The 17,517-nt window shown below is 48.1% G+C and carries 20 protein-coding genes; 4 read left to right on the forward strand and 16 right to left on the reverse strand.

Annotated elements, in window-relative coordinates:
- Window positions 1-5: 5 nt before the first annotated feature.
- The 16 genes from K5677_RS00300 to K5677_RS00375 form a co-directional block, all read right to left on the reverse strand.
- Complete coding sequence (locus K5677_RS00300) at window positions 6-725, reverse strand: ABC transporter permease subunit (RefSeq protein WP_296723370.1); 720 nt, start codon at window positions 723-725, stop codon at window positions 6-8.
- Complete coding sequence (locus K5677_RS00305) at window positions 725-1,855, reverse strand: ATP-binding cassette domain-containing protein (RefSeq protein ID WP_296723372.1); 1,131 nt, start codon at window positions 1,853-1,855, stop codon at window positions 725-727. The genes K5677_RS00300 and K5677_RS00305 overlap by 1 nt, the downstream gene beginning before the upstream one ends.
- Before the next feature lie 108 nt (window positions 1,856-1,963).
- Window positions 1,964-2,842 (reverse strand): riboflavin biosynthesis protein RibF, encoded by an 879-nt coding sequence (gene ribF, locus K5677_RS00310; RefSeq protein WP_296723375.1) that lies wholly within the window; start codon window positions 2,840-2,842, stop codon window positions 1,964-1,966.
- Window positions 2,843-2,846: 4 nt separating this feature from the next.
- Entirely contained in the window at window positions 2,847-3,740 is an 894-nt protein-coding gene (gene truB, locus K5677_RS00315; protein ID WP_296723377.1) for a tRNA pseudouridine(55) synthase TruB, read from the reverse strand.
- The gene (locus tag K5677_RS00320; protein WP_296723379.1) at window positions 3,740-4,690 is read right to left on the reverse strand and encodes a bifunctional oligoribonuclease/PAP phosphatase NrnA; all 951 of its coding nucleotides are present in this window, start codon (window positions 4,688-4,690) and stop codon (window positions 3,740-3,742) included. The genes truB and K5677_RS00320 overlap by 1 nt, the downstream gene beginning before the upstream one ends.
- A 12-nt stretch (window positions 4,691-4,702) precedes the next feature.
- Window positions 4,703-5,041, reverse strand: coding sequence for a 30S ribosome-binding factor RbfA (gene rbfA, locus K5677_RS00325; protein WP_296723381.1), 339 nt, complete (start codon window positions 5,039-5,041; stop codon window positions 4,703-4,705).
- Window positions 5,042-5,058: 17 nt separating this feature from the next.
- A complete protein-coding gene (locus K5677_RS00330; RefSeq protein WP_296723382.1) occupies window positions 5,059-5,622 on the reverse strand; it encodes a hypothetical protein in 564 nt (187 codons plus the stop codon).
- A 39-nt stretch (window positions 5,623-5,661) separates the two neighbouring features.
- Window positions 5,662-8,364: a translation initiation factor IF-2 gene (infB, locus tag K5677_RS00335; protein ID WP_296723383.1), complete on the reverse strand. Its 2,703-nt coding sequence runs from the start codon at window positions 8,362-8,364 to the stop codon at window positions 5,662-5,664.
- A gap of 87 nt (window positions 8,365-8,451) precedes the next feature.
- A complete protein-coding gene (locus K5677_RS00340; protein ID WP_296723385.1) occupies window positions 8,452-8,760 on the reverse strand; it encodes a ribosomal L7Ae/L30e/S12e/Gadd45 family protein in 309 nt (102 codons plus the stop codon).
- Window positions 8,729-9,007 (reverse strand): YlxR family protein, encoded by a 279-nt coding sequence (locus K5677_RS00345; protein ID WP_296723387.1) that lies wholly within the window; start codon window positions 9,005-9,007, stop codon window positions 8,729-8,731. The genes K5677_RS00340 and K5677_RS00345 overlap by 32 nt, the downstream gene beginning before the upstream one ends.
- A gap of 2 nt (window positions 9,008-9,009) precedes the next feature.
- The gene (nusA, locus tag K5677_RS00350; protein ID WP_296723389.1) at window positions 9,010-10,221 is read right to left on the reverse strand and encodes a transcription termination factor NusA; all 1,212 of its coding nucleotides are present in this window, start codon (window positions 10,219-10,221) and stop codon (window positions 9,010-9,012) included.
- 57 nt (window positions 10,222-10,278) lie between these two features.
- Window positions 10,279-10,860: a ribosome maturation factor RimP gene (gene rimP, locus K5677_RS00355; RefSeq protein ID WP_296723392.1), complete on the reverse strand. Its 582-nt coding sequence runs from the start codon at window positions 10,858-10,860 to the stop codon at window positions 10,279-10,281.
- A 73-nt stretch (window positions 10,861-10,933) separates the two neighbouring features.
- Window positions 10,934-11,368 (reverse strand): SMI1/KNR4 family protein, encoded by a 435-nt coding sequence (locus K5677_RS00360; protein WP_028514114.1) that lies wholly within the window; start codon window positions 11,366-11,368, stop codon window positions 10,934-10,936.
- A gap of 187 nt (window positions 11,369-11,555) precedes the next feature.
- A complete protein-coding gene (locus K5677_RS00365; protein WP_296723394.1) occupies window positions 11,556-12,044 on the reverse strand; it encodes a hypothetical protein in 489 nt (162 codons plus the stop codon).
- A 307-nt stretch (window positions 12,045-12,351) separates the two neighbouring features.
- Entirely contained in the window at window positions 12,352-13,095 is a 744-nt protein-coding gene (locus K5677_RS00370; RefSeq protein ID WP_296723396.1) for a hypothetical protein, read from the reverse strand.
- 12 nt (window positions 13,096-13,107) lie between these two features.
- The gene (locus K5677_RS00375) at window positions 13,108-13,554 is read right to left on the reverse strand and encodes a LytTR family DNA-binding domain-containing protein (RefSeq protein ID WP_296723398.1); all 447 of its coding nucleotides are present in this window, start codon (window positions 13,552-13,554) and stop codon (window positions 13,108-13,110) included.
- A 372-nt stretch (window positions 13,555-13,926) separates the two neighbouring features.
- Between K5677_RS00375 and K5677_RS00380 the strand changes: the two genes are divergently transcribed.
- The 4 genes from K5677_RS00380 to K5677_RS00395 all read left to right on the forward strand — a co-directional run bounded on the left by K5677_RS00380 (window position 13,927) and on the right by K5677_RS00395 (window position 17,505).
- Entirely contained in the window at window positions 13,927-16,344 is a 2,418-nt protein-coding gene (locus K5677_RS00380) for a glycosyl hydrolase family 65 protein (RefSeq protein WP_296723400.1), read from the forward strand.
- Window positions 16,345-16,605: 261 nt separating this feature from the next.
- The gene (locus K5677_RS00385) at window positions 16,606-16,938 is read left to right on the forward strand and encodes a DUF6442 family protein (protein ID WP_296723402.1); all 333 of its coding nucleotides are present in this window, start codon (window positions 16,606-16,608) and stop codon (window positions 16,936-16,938) included.
- Window positions 16,939-16,950: 12 nt separating this feature from the next.
- Entirely contained in the window at window positions 16,951-17,280 is a 330-nt protein-coding gene (locus tag K5677_RS00390) for a DUF6442 family protein (protein WP_296723403.1), read from the forward strand.
- A 15-nt stretch (window positions 17,281-17,295) separates the two neighbouring features.
- The gene (locus K5677_RS00395) at window positions 17,296-17,505 is read left to right on the forward strand and encodes a helix-turn-helix transcriptional regulator (RefSeq protein WP_026053000.1); all 210 of its coding nucleotides are present in this window, start codon (window positions 17,296-17,298) and stop codon (window positions 17,503-17,505) included.
- The last annotated feature ends 12 nt before the right edge of the window (window positions 17,506-17,517 follow it).

Here is a 17,517-nt window from a genome sequence, read left to right on the forward strand (position 1 = left end):
GATGATCAGCTCCAACGTCTCTTCTCAAGCACCTTAACGGTGAAGAAGTTGAAGAGGAAGGCTGCGCTGATGAAGAATACCACGCTGGGGAGACTGAATACTCCTCTTGTGAATTCAATATATCTCGAATAGAAGGCTATTGATGAAACTGCCTTGAATATCACTCTCTTTACGATGTTGCCGTTTTCAAAATCGGATACGAGCATCTCTGAGAGATATATCACGAATATAGCGACAAGGCTGACAACTGCCGAAGCCATCTGGTTCTCGGTAAGTGATGAGATGAAAAGTCCTACTGCGATAAAGGCTGCGCCCAGGAAGAGCATTGCAAAGTAATTTCCGAGGAGCGTCTGCCATACGATATCGCCGAGATAGTTGATGACGAATGCATAGATAAATATGATAGACTCAGCAATAACAAACAGTGTAAGTGCTGCAAAATACTTGCCGAGAACTATCTCCCACAAGCCTATAGGTGCTGTGAGAAGTCCCTGATCGGTCTTGTTCTTCTTTTCCTCGCTGAGAAGCTTCATGGTCAGCACAGGAATAAGAAACATTACGATATAAAACATTGAACTGAACATATTTGATGTATCGGCAAATCCGCTGGTGATAACTCCATTATAGAAGAATATGCCCGATACGAGCCAGAACACAGCAAGAAATACATATGCTACGCCCGACGTAAAGAATGCGCCCATTTCGCGCCTGTAGATAGCCAGCATTATTCCTCACCTCCGTTATTTTCTGTGCTGTCTGCGGCTGTATCTTCATCGCCGCTGTCAACGATAGACGATTCTTCTTCCTCATCGTCCTCCTGAACGGCTCTGAGCTTACCGCTTGAAGTAGTCTTTATCTCGATCTTTGGCTTGGACTTTGACTTGCCGCTGTCGGACTTGCCGAGCCCCTCGTCCATAGTGATCTTGAGGAAGATGTCCTCGAGTGTGAGGTCTGAGAGCTGGAGCATGAGTATATTCCAGCCGTTATCGGCACAGAGCTTGTTGATGGCACGGCGGACATCAGTCTTGCCGTCGGTCTCGATATCATAATCGTAAATGCCCTTTTCGCGCTCCATGTCTGCGCGGACGTACTTTACGCCGTCCATACTCCTTATCTTTTCTATGATAAGGCGCTTGTCATCTGCGGTATGTGTAGGACCTTCGATACGCATCACCATCTTGTGCTCATTGGTGATATTTTTTGCTATCTCGTCGGCAGTTCCGTCAGCAGCAACTGTACCCTTGTTGATGATGATTATCCTGTCGCAGACAGCCTGTATCTCGGGAAGTATATGTGATGAAAGTATGACCGTGTGCTTCTTGCCCAGCTTCTTGATAAGAGTTCTTATCTCGATTATCTGGTTCGGATCGAGACCTACGGTAGGCTCGTCGAGAATGAGCACGGGCGGATTGTTGATAAGAGCCTGTGCAAGGCCTACTCTCTGACGATAGCCCTTTGAAAGGTTCTTGATTATCCTTCCTCTTACGTCCTCTATCTTGCAGAGGCTGCAAACGTCCTTGAGGTGTGCCTTTCTCGGCAGCTTGCACTTCTTCATGTCGTATACGAAGCCGAGGTAAGCCTCGACTGTCATATCTACATAAATTGGCGGTATCTCGGGAAGATAGCCGATGTTTGCCTTTGCCTTCTTTGGATCGTCAAGGATATTGATCCCGTCGATAAGCACATCGCCCGAGGTTGACGAGATGTATCCCGTCAGCATATTCATGGTCGTTGACTTTCCTGCACCGTTTGGTCCGAGGAAGCCGAGTATCTCACCCTTTTCGACCTTGAAGCTAATATTGTTTACGGCAACCTTGTCGCCGTACATCTTGGTAAGGTTCCTGACCTCTATCATTGGGTTTTACCCTCCTTATTACATATGCAGCAATACCCTGCTGCTTATTCGCACCCTTACTATGTTAATACTTCTATGTGATAGCACAGTGAAAGCAGAGCGAATTTTTTAAAATATATTCATAGCAGAGGCTATATCAGCTTTGATCTGTGCCCGAAGCTCGTCCAGTGAGGCGAATCTCATCTCGGGACGGATAAAGCTGCAAAGCTCCACCGTAAGCGGATCTTCGTAAAGGTCTCCCGAAAATCCGTGTATATATGTCTCGGCAAGAGGTGCGCCGCCGTATTTCACGGTGGGCTTCATGCCTATATCCGTTATGGACGGATAGGTCTTTCCCTTTACATGGGCTTTTGAGGCGTACACGCCGTATCTCGGCACAAGCTGTCCCTCGCCGAAGAGCTGATTTGCTGTGGGAAATCCGATAGTGCGCCCCAGCTGAGCGCCGCGGCTGACTTCCCTGACTATGATATAGTTCCTGCCAAGCATAGCGTTGGCGCGGTCAAGTGCTCCTTCTGTGAGAAGCTGTCTCACGGCTGTGGAGGAAACTCTCTCGCCGCCGCAGAACACGTCGTCAACAGTCTGCACCGTGAAGCCGTACTTATCACCGAATATGCGCAGCTCGTCAGTACCGCAGGCAGCTCCTCTGCCGAAGCGGAAATCCCTGCCGCAGCATACAAAGTCTGCGTTCATGCTGCCAAGAAGTATCTCTCTTGCGAAGGTATCGCCGTCCATGCCGCATATATCCTCAAAGTGCGGTGAAAAAATACGCTCTGTGCCGCATTCGCTGCTCAGCAGATAATGCTTCTCGCTCTCGCTGTAGATGTAGCCTGCTGCTCCCTTATTCGCCGTACTTTCGGGCGGAAAGGTAAATGCGCAGGGTATGAGCCCCTGCTTTTTCTGCTCAGCAGCAGCTTTAAGCACAGCACGGTGACCGAGGTGTACTCCGTCAAACATTCCAAGAGCGACGGCTGTTCTTTTATTGTCCATGCCGTCACCCTAAATTCTTTCCAACGCGGAGCTCTCCGCTTTCAAAATCCGCAAAGGCAGTACCGATAAAGCCGCCGTCAAAGCCGTAGACTCCGTACTCCCTAACGCCGGTGCGTATGCCGCGAAGCCTTGATATATCGAGCTTTACGCCGTTTCTGTACATTCTTGTCTGAGCCTCGCCCAGTCTAAGCTTAGGCAGCTTTGCAAACACACGCTCTATGGGGAGTATCAGCTCTTCCAGCCTGTCATCGTCCCTTGCGCGCTGTATCTCGTCAAAGCTGTGGCAGTCATCAAGAGTAAAGCCTCCCGACGACGTTCTGACCAGTGAGGTCATTATGCCGCCGCAGCCCAGCTTTTCGCCAATATCGCTGATTATAGTTCTTATATAAGTGCCCTTTCCGCAGGCTATGGACAGTACTCCCTCACGGGATACGCTGTCGTAGCTCTCCAGCACAAGGCTGTCCACCTCTACCTCACGCGCCTGACGCTCCACCTCTATGCCCTGTCTTGCAAGGTCATAAAGGCGCTGTCCGTTTACCTGAACAGCCGAATACATAGGCGGAAGCTGCATTATCTTTCCCGTAAAATCGGGTATCACAGCTTCTATAGCCTCGCGGCTGACAGCCATATCCGAGCACTCCCGCACCTCTCCCCACACGTCCTGCGTGTCAGAGACAGCTCCCAGCCGGAATGCTGCACGGTAGCTCTTTGTATTATCGGGCATGATGTCACAGGCTTTGGTGGCATTTCCAACGAATACGGGAAGAACTCCCGTAGCCATAGGATCAAGTGTCCCGCCGTGACCGAGGCGTTTCATTTGCAGTATGCCGCGGAGCTTCGCCACCACATCGAATGATGTGAAGTCCTGCGGCTTGTTTACGCAGAGGATACCGTTCATCAGCCCAGCGCCCTTTCGACAGCCTCGATGAGCTGCTTCTTTGCCTCGTCAAGTGGTCCGTTTATGGTGCAGCCTGCTGCCTTTGCGTGACCGCCGCCGCCGATGGACTGGCATATAGTGGATACGTTGACATCGTTAGCCGAGCGGAATGAGCACTTGTATACTCCGTCCTCGCGCTCGCGCATGAGTATGCCGACCTCTGTTTCCTCCAGCTGGATAGTGAGAGGTGCAAAGCCCTCCAGCTCCTCCATAGAAACGTTCATTTCCCTCATCATATCCTGCGTTACCGCAGCGATAGCAAGCTTGCCGCCGAGACAGTACTCCATGAGCTCGTTGACCTTAGCCTCAAGCTTTAGTCTGCCCATAGACTTTACGTCGAACATATAGCGGTTTATCCTTGCGAAGTTTATATCATAGCTGCGCATCATCTCTGCGGCTATCTCATGAGCACGGGGAGTAGTGCAGCCGTACTTGAAGCAGCCCGAATCCGTGGCAATGCCAGTATAAAGGCACATTGCGCAGTGCTTTGTTATCTTGACACCCATGTACTGTGCAAGGTCATAGATTATCTCGCAGGCAGCCGTAGCATCGCCGCGGAGCAGTGTTCTCTCCGCGTAATTCTTGTTTGAGATGTGGTGGTCGATACATAGCTGTACCTTATCGCCGTATATGTCTTTATAATCGCCCATAAGGGTAGTATCGGCAATATCCACCGCTATGACGGTCTTTGGTTCAAAGTCCTCCCCTGCTCCCTCATCTGTGAGGAAACTGTAGCGTGACGGAAAAACGTCGTGGCACACGACTCTGCTGCGGATACCGAGCTGTGTCAGGATATCCTTCAAGCCGAAGCCTGCGCCTATGCAATCGCCGTCGGGATTGCGATGAGTCAATATAACTGCGTCCTCGCAGTTTCTGAGAAAGAGCTCAGCCTCACTGAAGCCTATATACATCTGATGCACTCCTTACAGTAGGTCATGGAGCTTTTTGCTTATCTCCGCACTTCTCTCTATTGAATTGTCGGCAATAAACGTAAGCTCAGGCGCTTTGCGCATTTTTAGTCTGTGAAAAAGCTCCCGCTTGATAAAGCCTGCGGCGCTTTTTAGTCCCTGAACGGACTCTTTTGCTCTTTCGATGCCCTCAAAGCTTGAAACATATATCTTACAGCTTGACATATCGCCCGAAAGGTCTGCACGGACGATAGTGAGCATCTTGTCTATTCTCGGATCCTTCAGCTCGCGGAGGATCGCCGTCATCTCACGCTTTATATCTTCAGCCATGCGGCTGTTCTTGAAATTAGGCATTTTGTTCCTTTCTATGGTCAGAGCTTGACTGTAAAGCCTTCCCCTGTTGTTTCCTCATGCTTGTCTGGATCGGCAGCCTTTGCGGTCTTTTTGGAAGCCTTTTTGGCAGGCTTCTTTGCCGCAGTTTTCTTCTCGGCTGTCTTTTTGGTGTTTGTCTTCTTTTCTGTCTTTTCCTCGGGCTTTTCGTCAGCTGTCTCAGTTTCCTGTGCAGCCTCCTCAGCCTTAGGCTCGTCTGCGCCTTCGTGCTCCGTAAAGAAGCCACCCCCGAAGATCTCCGCAGAAAAAGCCTCGTCCTCAGCTGTTAAGCTGTAATCGGGGATATCATCGTCCCCTTCCTCGCCGTAGTAGATGTCGGCATAGTTGCCGTACTCGGGTTCGAGCTCCACATCGCGGACGGGGCGCTCGATACCCATGAGATCATCTGTGACCGGCTCGGGTGCTTCGATAGCGCTGCACTGACCGAGAAGTATCTTCTTTACCGATTCAAAGAAGAATATATCGATAGGTCCGAAGTCGTCCCATGCCAGTGCTTCATTGCAGTACTGTAACATATCCGCAGTACTCATTCTGCTGTTATCCATAAGAAATTCCCCCTTATCATTATCGGAAATTTTCGTTTATCAGTCCTCGCGGTACTCCTCAACGATGTATGTCTCGAAGATATCGCCTTCCTTGACATCGCTGAACTTTTCAAGGCTGATACCGCACTCGTAGCCCTCGGCTACTTCCTTTACGTCGTCCTTGAAGCGCTTGAGTCCTGCGATCTCGTCGTCTGCGATGATGATACCGTCGCGGACAACTCTTACCTTGCTGCCTCTTGTTACCTTGCCGCTGAGTACGTAGCTTCCTGCTACCATACCGACATTGGATATCTTGTATACCTGTCTTACCTCGACGCGTCCCTGCTCAACATCGCGGAACTTAGGTGCGAGCATACCCTTCATAGCTGTGGATATTTCCTCGATAGCATCGTAGATGATACGGTAGAGTCTGATGTCAACGCCGTCACGGGCAGCATTCTCGGCTGCAACGGGATCAGGTCTTACGTTAAAGCCTACTATGATAGCGTTGGAAGCGCTTGCAAGCATAACGTCGCTCTCCTTAACGGCGCCGACTGCACCGTGGATAACTCTTACTCTTACCTCGTTGTTCGAGAGCTTTTCGAGAGACTGCTTTACAGCCTCGACAGAGCCCTGTACGTCAGCCTTAACTACGATAGGAAGCTCCTTGATCTCGCCCTCTGCGATCTGACTGAACAGGTTATCGAGAGTTACCTTGCGGTATGCGTTGAACTGTTCCTGCTTCTGCTCGTGCTTTCTCTGCTCAACAAGCTCACGGGCAAGTCTCTCGTCCTCAACTGCGTTGAATATATCACCTGCACTCGGCACTTCAGCGAGACCTGTTATCTCGACAGGTACGGAAGGACCTGCTGCCTTTACAGTTCTGCCCTTGTGGTTGGTCATTACACGTACACGTCCTACAGCGGTGCCTGCGATGATAACGTCGCCCTGTCTGAGTGTACCGTTCTGTACGAGAAGTGTTGCGATAGGTCCTCTGCCCTTGTCAAGACGTGCTTCGATAACTGTACCCTTTGCAAGTCTGTCGGGATTAGCCTTGAGCTCCTTGACCTCTGCAACGAGAAGTACATTTTCGAGAAGCTCGTCGATACCCTCGCCTGTCTTTGCTGATACGGGTACGCAGATAACGTCGCCGCCCCAGTCCTCGCATACGAGGTCGTACTTTGTCAGCTCTTCCTTTACACGGTCAGGGTTTGCGCCCTCCTTATCCATTTTGTTGATAGCAACGATAATGGATACGCCTGCTGCCTTAGCATGGTTGATAGACTCAACTGTCTGAGGCATGATACCGTCGTCTGCGGCAACAACAAGGATAGCGATATCGGTGATGTTGGCACCTCTTGCTCGCATTGATGTGAATGCCTCATGTCCCGGAGTATCAAGGAAGGTAATGTCCTGCCCGTTTACGTTTACCTGATAAGCACCGATGTGCTGTGTGATTCCGCCTGCTTCGCCTGCGGCAACGTGAGCGTTTCTGATACGGTCAAGGATAGATGTCTTACCGTGGTCAACGTGTCCCATTACTACTACAACAGGGCAGCGCGGCTGGAGGTTTGTATCGTCGTCATCTGTATCGTCGATAAGACGCTCCTCAATAGTAACGATGACCTCCTTCTCTACCTTTGCACCCATTTCGTCTGCAACGATGGCTGCGGTATCAAAGTCTATCTCCTGATTGATAGAAGCCATTACGCCCAGCTTCATGAGCTGCTTGATGACCTCTGTAGCTGTGGCTTTAAGACGTGTAGCAAGCTCGCCTACCGTGATAGAATCAGGGATAAGCACCTTGAGCTGCTGTTTTCTTGCTCTTTCAAGCTCAAGTCTCTTGAGCTTTTCAGCCTCAGACTCCTTTTTGGAGAACTGCTGACGTGTTCTCTGAGCTGACTTCTGGTTTATCTTCTGCTTCTTGGAGGAGTAATTGTCGTTCTTGTGCTTGTTGGAGGCTGCCATCTGGTCGTATCTCTCGTTGTACTTATCGAGGTCAACGTAGCTTCCTCTTGTATCGACAGTTCTTCTCTGAGTAGAGGTCTGTGCTGTCTCGGAGCTGAATGAGGCATTGAACTTTGTTCTCTCGCCTCTGTCCTGAGCCTTTGCAGGCTCGGTCTTTTTCTTGTCCTTTTTCTTGTCATTCTTCTTTTCGTGAGTCGGTGCAGGTGTCTTAGCCTCAGGCTTTACCTCGGGCTTTGGTGCTTCCTTGACGGGAGCTTCTTCCTGCTTCTTCTCGGGCACTTCTGCCTTTACGGGCTCTGTCTTTGGTGCAGGCTCAGTCTTTGGTGCAGGCTTTTCCTCAGCCTTAGGAGCCTCCTTAACCGGAGCTTCTTCCTGCTTCTTCTCGGGCACTTCTGCCTTTACAGGCTCAGCCTTCTTTGCAGGAGCCTCATGCTTTGGCTCCTCTTTTTTCTCGGGAGCTGCTGCCTTAGCAGGCTTTTCTTCCTTCTTCGGAGCAGGCTTCTCCTTTTTCTCGGCAGGAGCTGCCGGCTTCTTTGCGGCAGGCTTCTTCTCTGCCTTAGGAGCTTCTTCCTTTACAGGACGTGGATCGTTCTTTGAGTTGAAGTAATCATTCAGCGAATCCACTGAATAGCGGTTCTTCATGTAGTGCTCAAGAACAGCGTTCATCTCCTCCTCTGTGAGAGAAGAACCTGTTTTCTTTTTATTATCTCCCTTTTCAGTGAAAAAATCAATTAATTCCTGTGCAGGGACGTTGATATCCTTTGCTGCGTCGCTAAGCTTTATTTTTTTTGCCATAGGCTTTATTTACCTCCATTGTACTATGCCATGCATATCACGGCGAAATTATGATCCGTATCTATATAAACGCATTGCTGCGGTCAATCATATTATTTTTTCAAAGCCGTCTGCGAAGCCCTTGTCCGTCACGGCTATGACGGCAGTCTCTTTGCCGCAGAGCCTTCCGATATCGGACTTGCTCACATCTGCTTTAAGGTGCTTTACTGCATATTTCTCGCAGTAGAAGCTTACCTCCTTGACAGTCTTTGGAGATGCATCAGAGGCTGTGAGCAGACACTTGGCTGTGCCGTTCTTTGCAGCTTCCACCGCGCTGTCAAAGCCCTTCACGATCTTTCCTGCTCTTATACAGATACCAAGCAGATTAATTATCCTGCGGCTGCTCTCCGAGCTCATTCATCATCACCTCGTAAACGCTGTCCTCTATTTTACATGAGAAGGATTTCTCAAAGCGTCTTGCCTTTCTGGCTTTTTCGAGACACTCACGGCTGCGGCAGATATATGCTCCTCTGCCTGCTGCCTTGCCCTTGAAGTCAAGGCTTATATCGCCCTCGGGAGACTTTACCACGCGGATAAGCTCGATCTTTGGCTTCATCTCGTTACAGCCGAGACACATTCTCATGGGTATTTTCTTAGGCTTCATGATTATTCCTCGTTTGCAGGAGCTTCTTCCTCAGCAGGAGCCTCTGCTGCTGCCTCTGCGGTATCCTCTGCCTCTGCGGTCTCAGCCTCTTCCTCGGCAGGGGGAGCTGCCTCAAATACGGGAGCTACGAAGTCCGGGCTCATCTCGGGAGCTTCCTCACCTGTCAAATTGTCAAACTGCGGCTTGATGTCTATCTTGAAGCCTGTCAGCTTTGCTGCAAGCTTTGCGTTCTGTCCCTTGTTGCCGATAGCAAGTGAGAGCTGATTGTTTGGAACGATAACTGTGCAGGCCTTTTCCTCCATAGAGGTGATGACTGTCTTTAATACCTCAGCAGGAGCAAGAGCTCTTGCGATGAATTCCTCGGGAACTTCGCTCCATGGGATAATGTCTATCTTCTCGCCGCTGAGCTCGTTCACTACTGCGGTGATTCTTGAACGCTTAGGTCCGATGCAGGCGCCTACTGCGTCTACGTTCTCGTCCTTTGACCATACGGCTATCTTGGTTCTTGAGCCTGCTTCACGGGATATGGACTTTACTTCAACTGTGCCGTCGTATATCTCGGGAACTTCCTGCTCGAAGAGTCTCTTTACCAGGTCCTTGTGTGTACGTGATATCTTTACTACAGGCTTCTTGTTCTTGCCGATGATTCCTGTGATGTATACCTTTACAGACTTGCCCTCTTCAAGGTTCTCGCCCGGTATCTGCTCGTTGCGGAAGAGATAGAGCTCTGTTCCGTCATATACAACGGTAACTGTACCTCTGCCCGGCTCTACCTGTGATACTCTGGCAGTTATGCACTCATGCTCCTTCTGCTCGAACTTGCTGAGCATCTGCTCGCGGTTTATCTCTCTCAGGTCGCCCTTGATGGACTGCTTTGCGGAGAGGGCTGCCATTCTGCCCAGCTTGGAGATATCCAGCTCCTTCATGATAGTGCCGCCTACCATAGCGTTGGGATCCATAGTTCTTGCAACGTCGATGTTTACCTCGTTCTCGTCGATAGGCTCATCGTCGATGATGTCCTGTCTGATATACATCTCGAACTTCTTTGTCTTGGGATCGATCTCAACGGAAATTCTCTCCTCGCTGTGGGGGTAAGCTCTTCTTGCTGCCTTGAGCATTGCCGATTTAACCTTTTCGATGAGAAGCTCGGTCTCTACGCTGTTTTCTTCACCGAGAGCTTCAAGCGCTCTGAAAAAGTCCTTATTCATGTTCATGTCTGTTGATTCCTCCAATATATTTTATTTTGGTTTTAAGCAAATATTGTTATTTTTTCAAAAATCCAGATAAAGCTTTACAAAAGCTATATCCGCCAACGGGAATTTCTTTTCCTCTCCGTTTTCGAGTATGACGGTCACACCGTCCTTGTCTGCGCCTGCAAGCTGTGCGACTATTTCCTTTTCGCCGTCAAAGGCTCTGATAAACCGGACTCTTACGGTGTCGCCCTGACAGACCTCAAAGTGCTCCTCCTTGACAAGCTCGCGTTCCAGACCTGCTGAGCCGACTTCAAGCATATAGCTCTGAGCGATAAGATCCTTTTCGTCGAGGATATCGCTGATAGGAGCGTTGGCGCGTTCACAGTCCGCAATGGTTATGCCCTCGTCCTGATCGATGAACACGCGGAGATACCACATTGCGCCCTCCTTTTCGTAGCAGACGTCCCAGAGGTAGTAGCCCAGCTCGTCGGTAATGGGCTTGATAAGGTCGTATACCTTTTGCTCAGTACCGCCGAATTTCTTGAATTTCATAGGCATTTTTCCCGATATACCGGGATTCTCCTTTCTCTGTAATCTGAATGTGTCGATATAAATACTAAAGACCGGAAGGCTTCCGGTCTTTGGTTTTACTATCATCATCAAATATTATACCACGGTTTTTCGCAAAAATCAAGTGTTTTTCGGAATTTTTTTCAAAAAAATCCCAAGTTTTTCAGCTTTTTCTCAGCATACGTATCACAAAGCGGTCAAGAAACTCCGAAAATGAACCGTATTCGGTGATATCACCGTGATCCTCACGCAGTATCTTTCCTGTCACGGAAGAAAAGCCTATGAACTCTCCGTCGCCTATGACCTCGCCGATTATGACCATGTCCTCGGGAACTAATTCACAGCCGACCTCAAAGCCGCCCACTCCTCTTATGACAGCAAGCTCATTGCAGATATCCGAATATCCCGAAAATCTCAGCCAGTCCTTTAATGCTTCGGGTATCTTTATGTCGTTTTCGGTCTCCCACGCCAATATCTCCTCCTCGGTATTCGGAGCAGAATACTCAAAATCGCAGGAATCTTCAAGCTCGCGGCTCAGTTCGGCTATTGCGGTTATTTTCTCGGTAAGGCTGTTATTCGGTATTTCGGGTATGAACATCGTGATTCTCCTTTCACTGAATTTATATTGATTATAGCAGTAAATATTCTTTGTGTCAAATCTCAGTTCCCGAAAAAACTGCCCCCGAAGCCTGTGTACCAGACCTCAGGGGAGCGAGTTTTTATATAAATTATTAAATCCCTTGTTCTATACCTGTACATAAAATTATTCTTTGGCTTTATCAATATCAGCGGATTATGATAGGACCGCCGTGACCGCCGCCGCGTGGGAAATATGGATCGTTGCCGCACGGATAAGGATCATCTATATCCCACATTGCAGTACCTGCTAATGAAATATCTACGGAATTCGCAAGTGAATTTCCTCTGTGTTCAGCAACAACAGCAACGTATTCAGCATTACGATTGCCGCCGACTCTGACGCCTGTCACTACACGACTATAATCAGGCTTAGGACCTGGTTCGCGCTCTGGCAAACTTATCTCGTATACTCTGTACTCTTCAATATTTGCCTTAAACGCTTCAATTCTAACTTTCTTTAATTCATTTTCCAGCTTGCTCTGCTTGCTTTTTGACACCATCTCGTATTCAGTTGAAAAATCAAATTCATCGGAATCATCCGGAGCCGCACTTGCGGACATTGCACTTGTCATTGGAACTGCACACATTGCTGTTGCTGCTAAAACTGTGATCATTCTTTTAAAATTAACCTTCATAATCATTTCTCCTTAAATAAAAATTAAAAAATACTTTTTCGTAAAATAAAATTCTGCCGCTATATTTTTTGTCTGCTTTTGTTTGGATTCAGATTCGTTTCAGGTGTTGCGCAACCCTATGCTTTTATTATACTCATTTTTTTGCGTTTGTATAGATGACATTTGTCACTTTCGCAGTGACATTTGTCACTAAAAAAATGACATTTGTCACTCTGAACGCCTTAATTGGTCGGACAACCTTGTAAAAAGGTCGGGTATAAGAACAGGCGGCAAATGCCGCCTGCTGTATGTTTATTTCCTTTGTTCCTCAGTCCCAGCTGTCTACCGTAAGTCCCAGCTGCGGACAAGATATGGAGCCAGACTCATGTATCTTGAAATCAAGCCTGTAACTCTCATCGGGAGGTTCATTTATCAATTTCTCAGCATCGTCCGTGTAATACACATTATGCTCCAATGTAAATTCGCCCTTATAGCCGCCTACATCTATCGCGGTCAGAGAATCGGGGCATACATCGTTTCCCCATTTCTCACTGTAAAAGCTGTATTTAACCCCTTCACAGAATGTAACAGTTTCTTTATCGCCGACATAGTCAGAAGCGACAAGGACAGTCGGGAACATATCATAGCTGTTTTTTATGATGTATACTTCGAGCTTTACATCGCCGAACTGCTTTGATACCCTGTTATAGCCCTTTATCTCATCGCCGAATTTATACCCTGCAAACAGCGAATCTTCAAGCATCTCATCTCTGTAAAAACTCAAACTCGGATATACTGCCATGTCTTTCTTCTGACTGTTCATTCTCGCGCTGAAAACTATTATTATTATTAGCCATATCAATATCATTCCGCCCACAGCGCCCAGCAAAGTGACGATAACGAACTTAAACGGCGACATCATGGGTTTTATATCTGCTTCCCTGCCCTCTGCAAGGCGCTTGTTTATCCTGCGCTTATATATCGCTTTATAAACCACAAATGCAGCGGCTACTATAATCACAACAGCAGCTATCGGCAGAAAGAGACTTGCAATACTTATTCCTGCTGCCATATCTATCCCTCCTTAAATCCCTAAAAATTCCTTGAATATGTAGTAATACGTCCGCGTAACGTCAACTTTAGCGCCGTTTTTCATGGTCAGCAGGAACTTCTGCGACAGCGCAGGGCGTATGCTCTTTATGTGCGATACGGACACTATGACCGAATTGCTGACGCGGATAAACTCCTTTGCGTCAAGTATCTCCTCAAGACGTTTCAGCGGCTCGGACAGCTTGTACTCATCCCCTCCGCAGTAGGCAACTATATCATGGGCGAAGCTCTCTATGTGGGATATTTCCTTTGTTTCGAGCCTGTATATCTCCTCGCTGCGCCGCGCTATAAGGTGTGATACCGTGACGTTGCTCTCGGAGAGTATCAGCTCTGCGCTGTCGTCTATGTCTATGCCCTTTTTTATGAGCTCTGACGCTATTGAGTCATAGTGTTCGTCGCTTACAAGTAGTCTTATTTTCATTGTCGGCTGTTCGCCTCACTTTCCCTGTATCATTGATAAGCTTATCTGACTATATTATAAATTGAGAAGCAGAAAAAATCAATACTCTCCGCACACCTTGCACTCACGGCTTCACAGTTTGCATATGCTGTATCATAGCCGTGAACACAAAAGGAGCTTTTACAAACACATCTCCAGAATCAATAACAATAAGCAAATCTATAACAATATAATACGATTAGTAGTAAAAAGCTGATATTTTCTTGCTTTTGTTCATAATTTGTTCATCAGCACCCCCTTGTCAAAATCTGTATTACATGGTATACTTAGAATGATATTTTATTGCCTGAGGTAAGCACTGTCCGAGGGCAGAATGAGAAGGAGAAATGTTTTATGCAGTTTGGACACTTTGATCTTGAAAATAAGGAATATGTCATCACTAACCCTGCTACCCCTGCCCCCTGGGCTAATTATCTCGGCGATCCCGAATACGGCGCTATGATCTCAAATAACGCCGCAGGCTACAGCTTTGTTAAATCAGGCGCTAACGGACGTCTTTCGCGCTTCCGCTTCAACTCCGATATGGCTCTCCCGGGACGCTATATCTACATCAGAGACAATGATACAGCTGATTACTGGTCAGCTTCATGGCAGCCTGTGGGCAAGCCCCTTGACAAGTACAAGAGCGAATGCCGCCACGGTACTGCCTATACAGTTATTTCAGCAGAGTACGCTGATATAAAGTCAGAAACTACATACTACGTTCCCTACGGCAAGACCTATGAGGTCTGGAGAGCTAAGATCACAAACAATTCCTCAAAGGAGAGAAAGCTCTCTGTTTTCGGCTTCATCGAGTTCACCAACGAGCCTAACTACGAGCAGGATCAGGTAAACCTCCAGTATACACTGTTCATCACACGTACAAGCTTTGAGGGCGGCAACCGCATTATCCAGCACATGAACGAGAATACAGGCTTCGACGAGAACGGCTACAACGGTCAGGAGCGCTTCTTCGGAATGGTAGGTCAGCCCGTTACAGGCTGCTGCGGTAATTTCAGCGACTTCATCGGTCCCTACAGGACTTTCTCAAATCCTATCGCTGTTGAGAACGGCAAGTGCAGCGGCGTTATGAACTATAACTCAAACTCCTGCGGCGCTCTCCAGAGCGATATAACTCTTGCTCCCGGCGAGACTAAGGAATTCATCTTCGTACTCGGCGAGCGCAAGGACCCCGAGGCTGCTGCTATACTCGAAGAATACAAGGCAGCAGGCAAGGTCGATGCAGAAGTAAAGCAGCTCAAGGACTACTGGCACGGTCAGCTCTCTAACTTCAAGGTAGAGACACCTTCCGACGAGTTCAACAACATGATAAACGTATGGAACGCTTATCAGTGCTTCATCACATTCATCTGGTCAAGAGCGGCTTCCTTTATTTACTGCGGTCTGAGAAACGGCTACGGCTACCGCGATACAGTTCAGGATATACAGGGTATCATACATCTTGATCCCGAAATGGCAGCTGAAAAGATACGCTTCATGCTCTCCGCTCAGGTCAGCAACGGCGGCGGTCTGCCACTTGTCAAGTTCGACCACAACGCAGGTCACGAGACCTGCCCTGACGAGAACGATGAGCACAGCGTTTACGCTAAGGAAACAGGTCACCCCTCTTACCGCGCTGACGACGCACTCTGGCTTTTCCCGACTATCGTGAAGTACCTCGGCGAGAGCGGAAACAAGGGCTTCCTCGATGAGGTCATCACCTACGCAGAGGAAGGCGGCGGAAAAGCTACCGTTTACGAGCACCTCAAGAATGCTATCCGCTTCTCTATGGAGCGTCTCGGCAGCCACGATATGCCCGCAGGTCTCCACGCTGACTGGAACGACTGTCTCCGCCTCGGCGCACAGGGCGAGTCTACATTCGTTGCATTCCAGCTTTACTATGCTATGAATGCTATGCGCGACATGGCTAAGGACAAGAACGACACAGATTACATCGCATACCTCGACAGCGCTCAGAAGAAGCTGGGCAGCGCTCTTGAAAAGTGCTGGGACGAGGACAGATTTATCCGCGGTATCCGCGACAACGGCGTTATCGTTGGTGCAAAGAAGGATCCCGAGGCTAATATGTGGCTCAATCCTCAGAGCTGGAGCGTTATCTCACACTTTGCTTCCGAGGAACAGGCTGAAAAGGCTATGAACAGCGTTCACGATATACTCAATACACCTTACGGAGCTAAGCTCCTTGAGCCCCCTTACAAGTACCACCACTTCGAGGGCGCTCTCATGCAGGTGTTCAACCTTGATACAAAGGAAAACGGCGGTATCTTCTCACAGTCACAGGGCTGGCTCATACTCGCCGAGGCTCTCCTCGGTCACGGTGACCGCGCATTCGAGTACTTCCTCGAAAGCTCACCTGCCGCTATGAACGACAAGGCTGAAATTCGTGTTATGGAGCCATATGTTCACGGTCAGTTTACCGAGTCAAAGGCTTCACCTTATGAGGGACGTTCACACGTTCACTGGCTCACAGGTACAGCTTCTACAGTAATGGTAGGCTGCGTTGAGGGTATCTGCGGTATGCGTCCTGACCTTAATGGTCTTGCTATCGCTCCGTCTATCCCTGCTAATTGGGACGGCTTCAAGATAGAGAAGAACTTCCGCGGCAAGAAGCTAAATATCTCTATCGACAACTCCGCACACGTTCAGAGCGGTGTCAAGGAGCTTTACCTCAACGGCGAAAAGCTTGCAAGCAATTATGTTCCCGCGGACAAACTCAAGGACGTTAACGAGATAAAGGTAATCATGGGTTGATTAAGAACTAAGAGCTAAGAGCTTAGAACTAAGAAAGGGCGGAATTATCCGCCCTTTTTCTATGTGTAGGGGACGGCGCCCTCTACGTTATTGTGCAAGCCGTCATATTTTTTTGTCTTCAATTGTGCATTCCTACAAATCTGACAAGTTTCCTTTGCAAAATCTTGACAAGTACACTTGGCAGTGCTATAATGCAATCATACCAAGTATACTTGTCAAAAACTGCCAACAAAACTTTGCATGATATGGGAGGTAACATTTATGAATAAAGAAGAGATTCTCGCTAAAAGCAGACAGGAAAACAAAAACCGCGATATTGCCGAACTGGAAAACGGGAAAAGCGCCGCCAAATTTGCAATTATAACTTCTGCGATCTTTTCGGGAGTGCTTTTCATTCTTGAAGCGGTAATAACAGGTCATAACAATAACAGCTTATGGGCAATGCTCGCATTTATGAACTGCATGATGTGCGGTTACAAAGCATTCAGGCTGGGCAATAAAAAAATGCGTCCTGCCGCTATATTATGGGGATTTTGCACGATAATAGTTCTGATACTTGCCATTATTGACTTTACTGAAAAATCTGTTCTATAATGAGGTGATTTCATGAATAAAGAAGAAATACTCGCTAAAAGCCGTCAGGAAAACAAAAACCGCGATTACGTCGAGATAGACCGCATGAAAAAAAGCACCTTTTTCGCTCTGATGTGCAGTATAGGCTTTACCTGCCTGTGGACTCTGCTTTCGATAATCGCTACGTGGCGTGTGAATTTCGCTGTTATCGCAACGGAGTTCTTTATGATATTCTCAATGCACCTGTATAAAGCAGTTAAAGGCAAAAAAGCAGTTGACATCTTCTGCGCGGCAAGCTCGGCTTTCACATTTCTCATATTCTTTGCTATAGCCATATGTGAGCTTTTCGGCTTTAAGCCATAAGGCGGTGCATCTATGATAGACGATTCACTTGTACTCCGAAACCGCCTCAAAGAGATACGCAAGGAGCAAAGGCTCTCGCAGGACGAGCTCGCAAAAATGGTGGGTGTATCCCGTAATACTATCAGCTCCATAGAAACGGGACAGTTCAGTCCTACGGCTAAGCTGGCACTGATACTCTGCATTGCTCTTGATAAGAAGTTTGAGGATATTTTTTATTTCGACTGATATGAAAAAAAG

This window comes from Ruminococcus sp. (assembly GCF_024684275.1).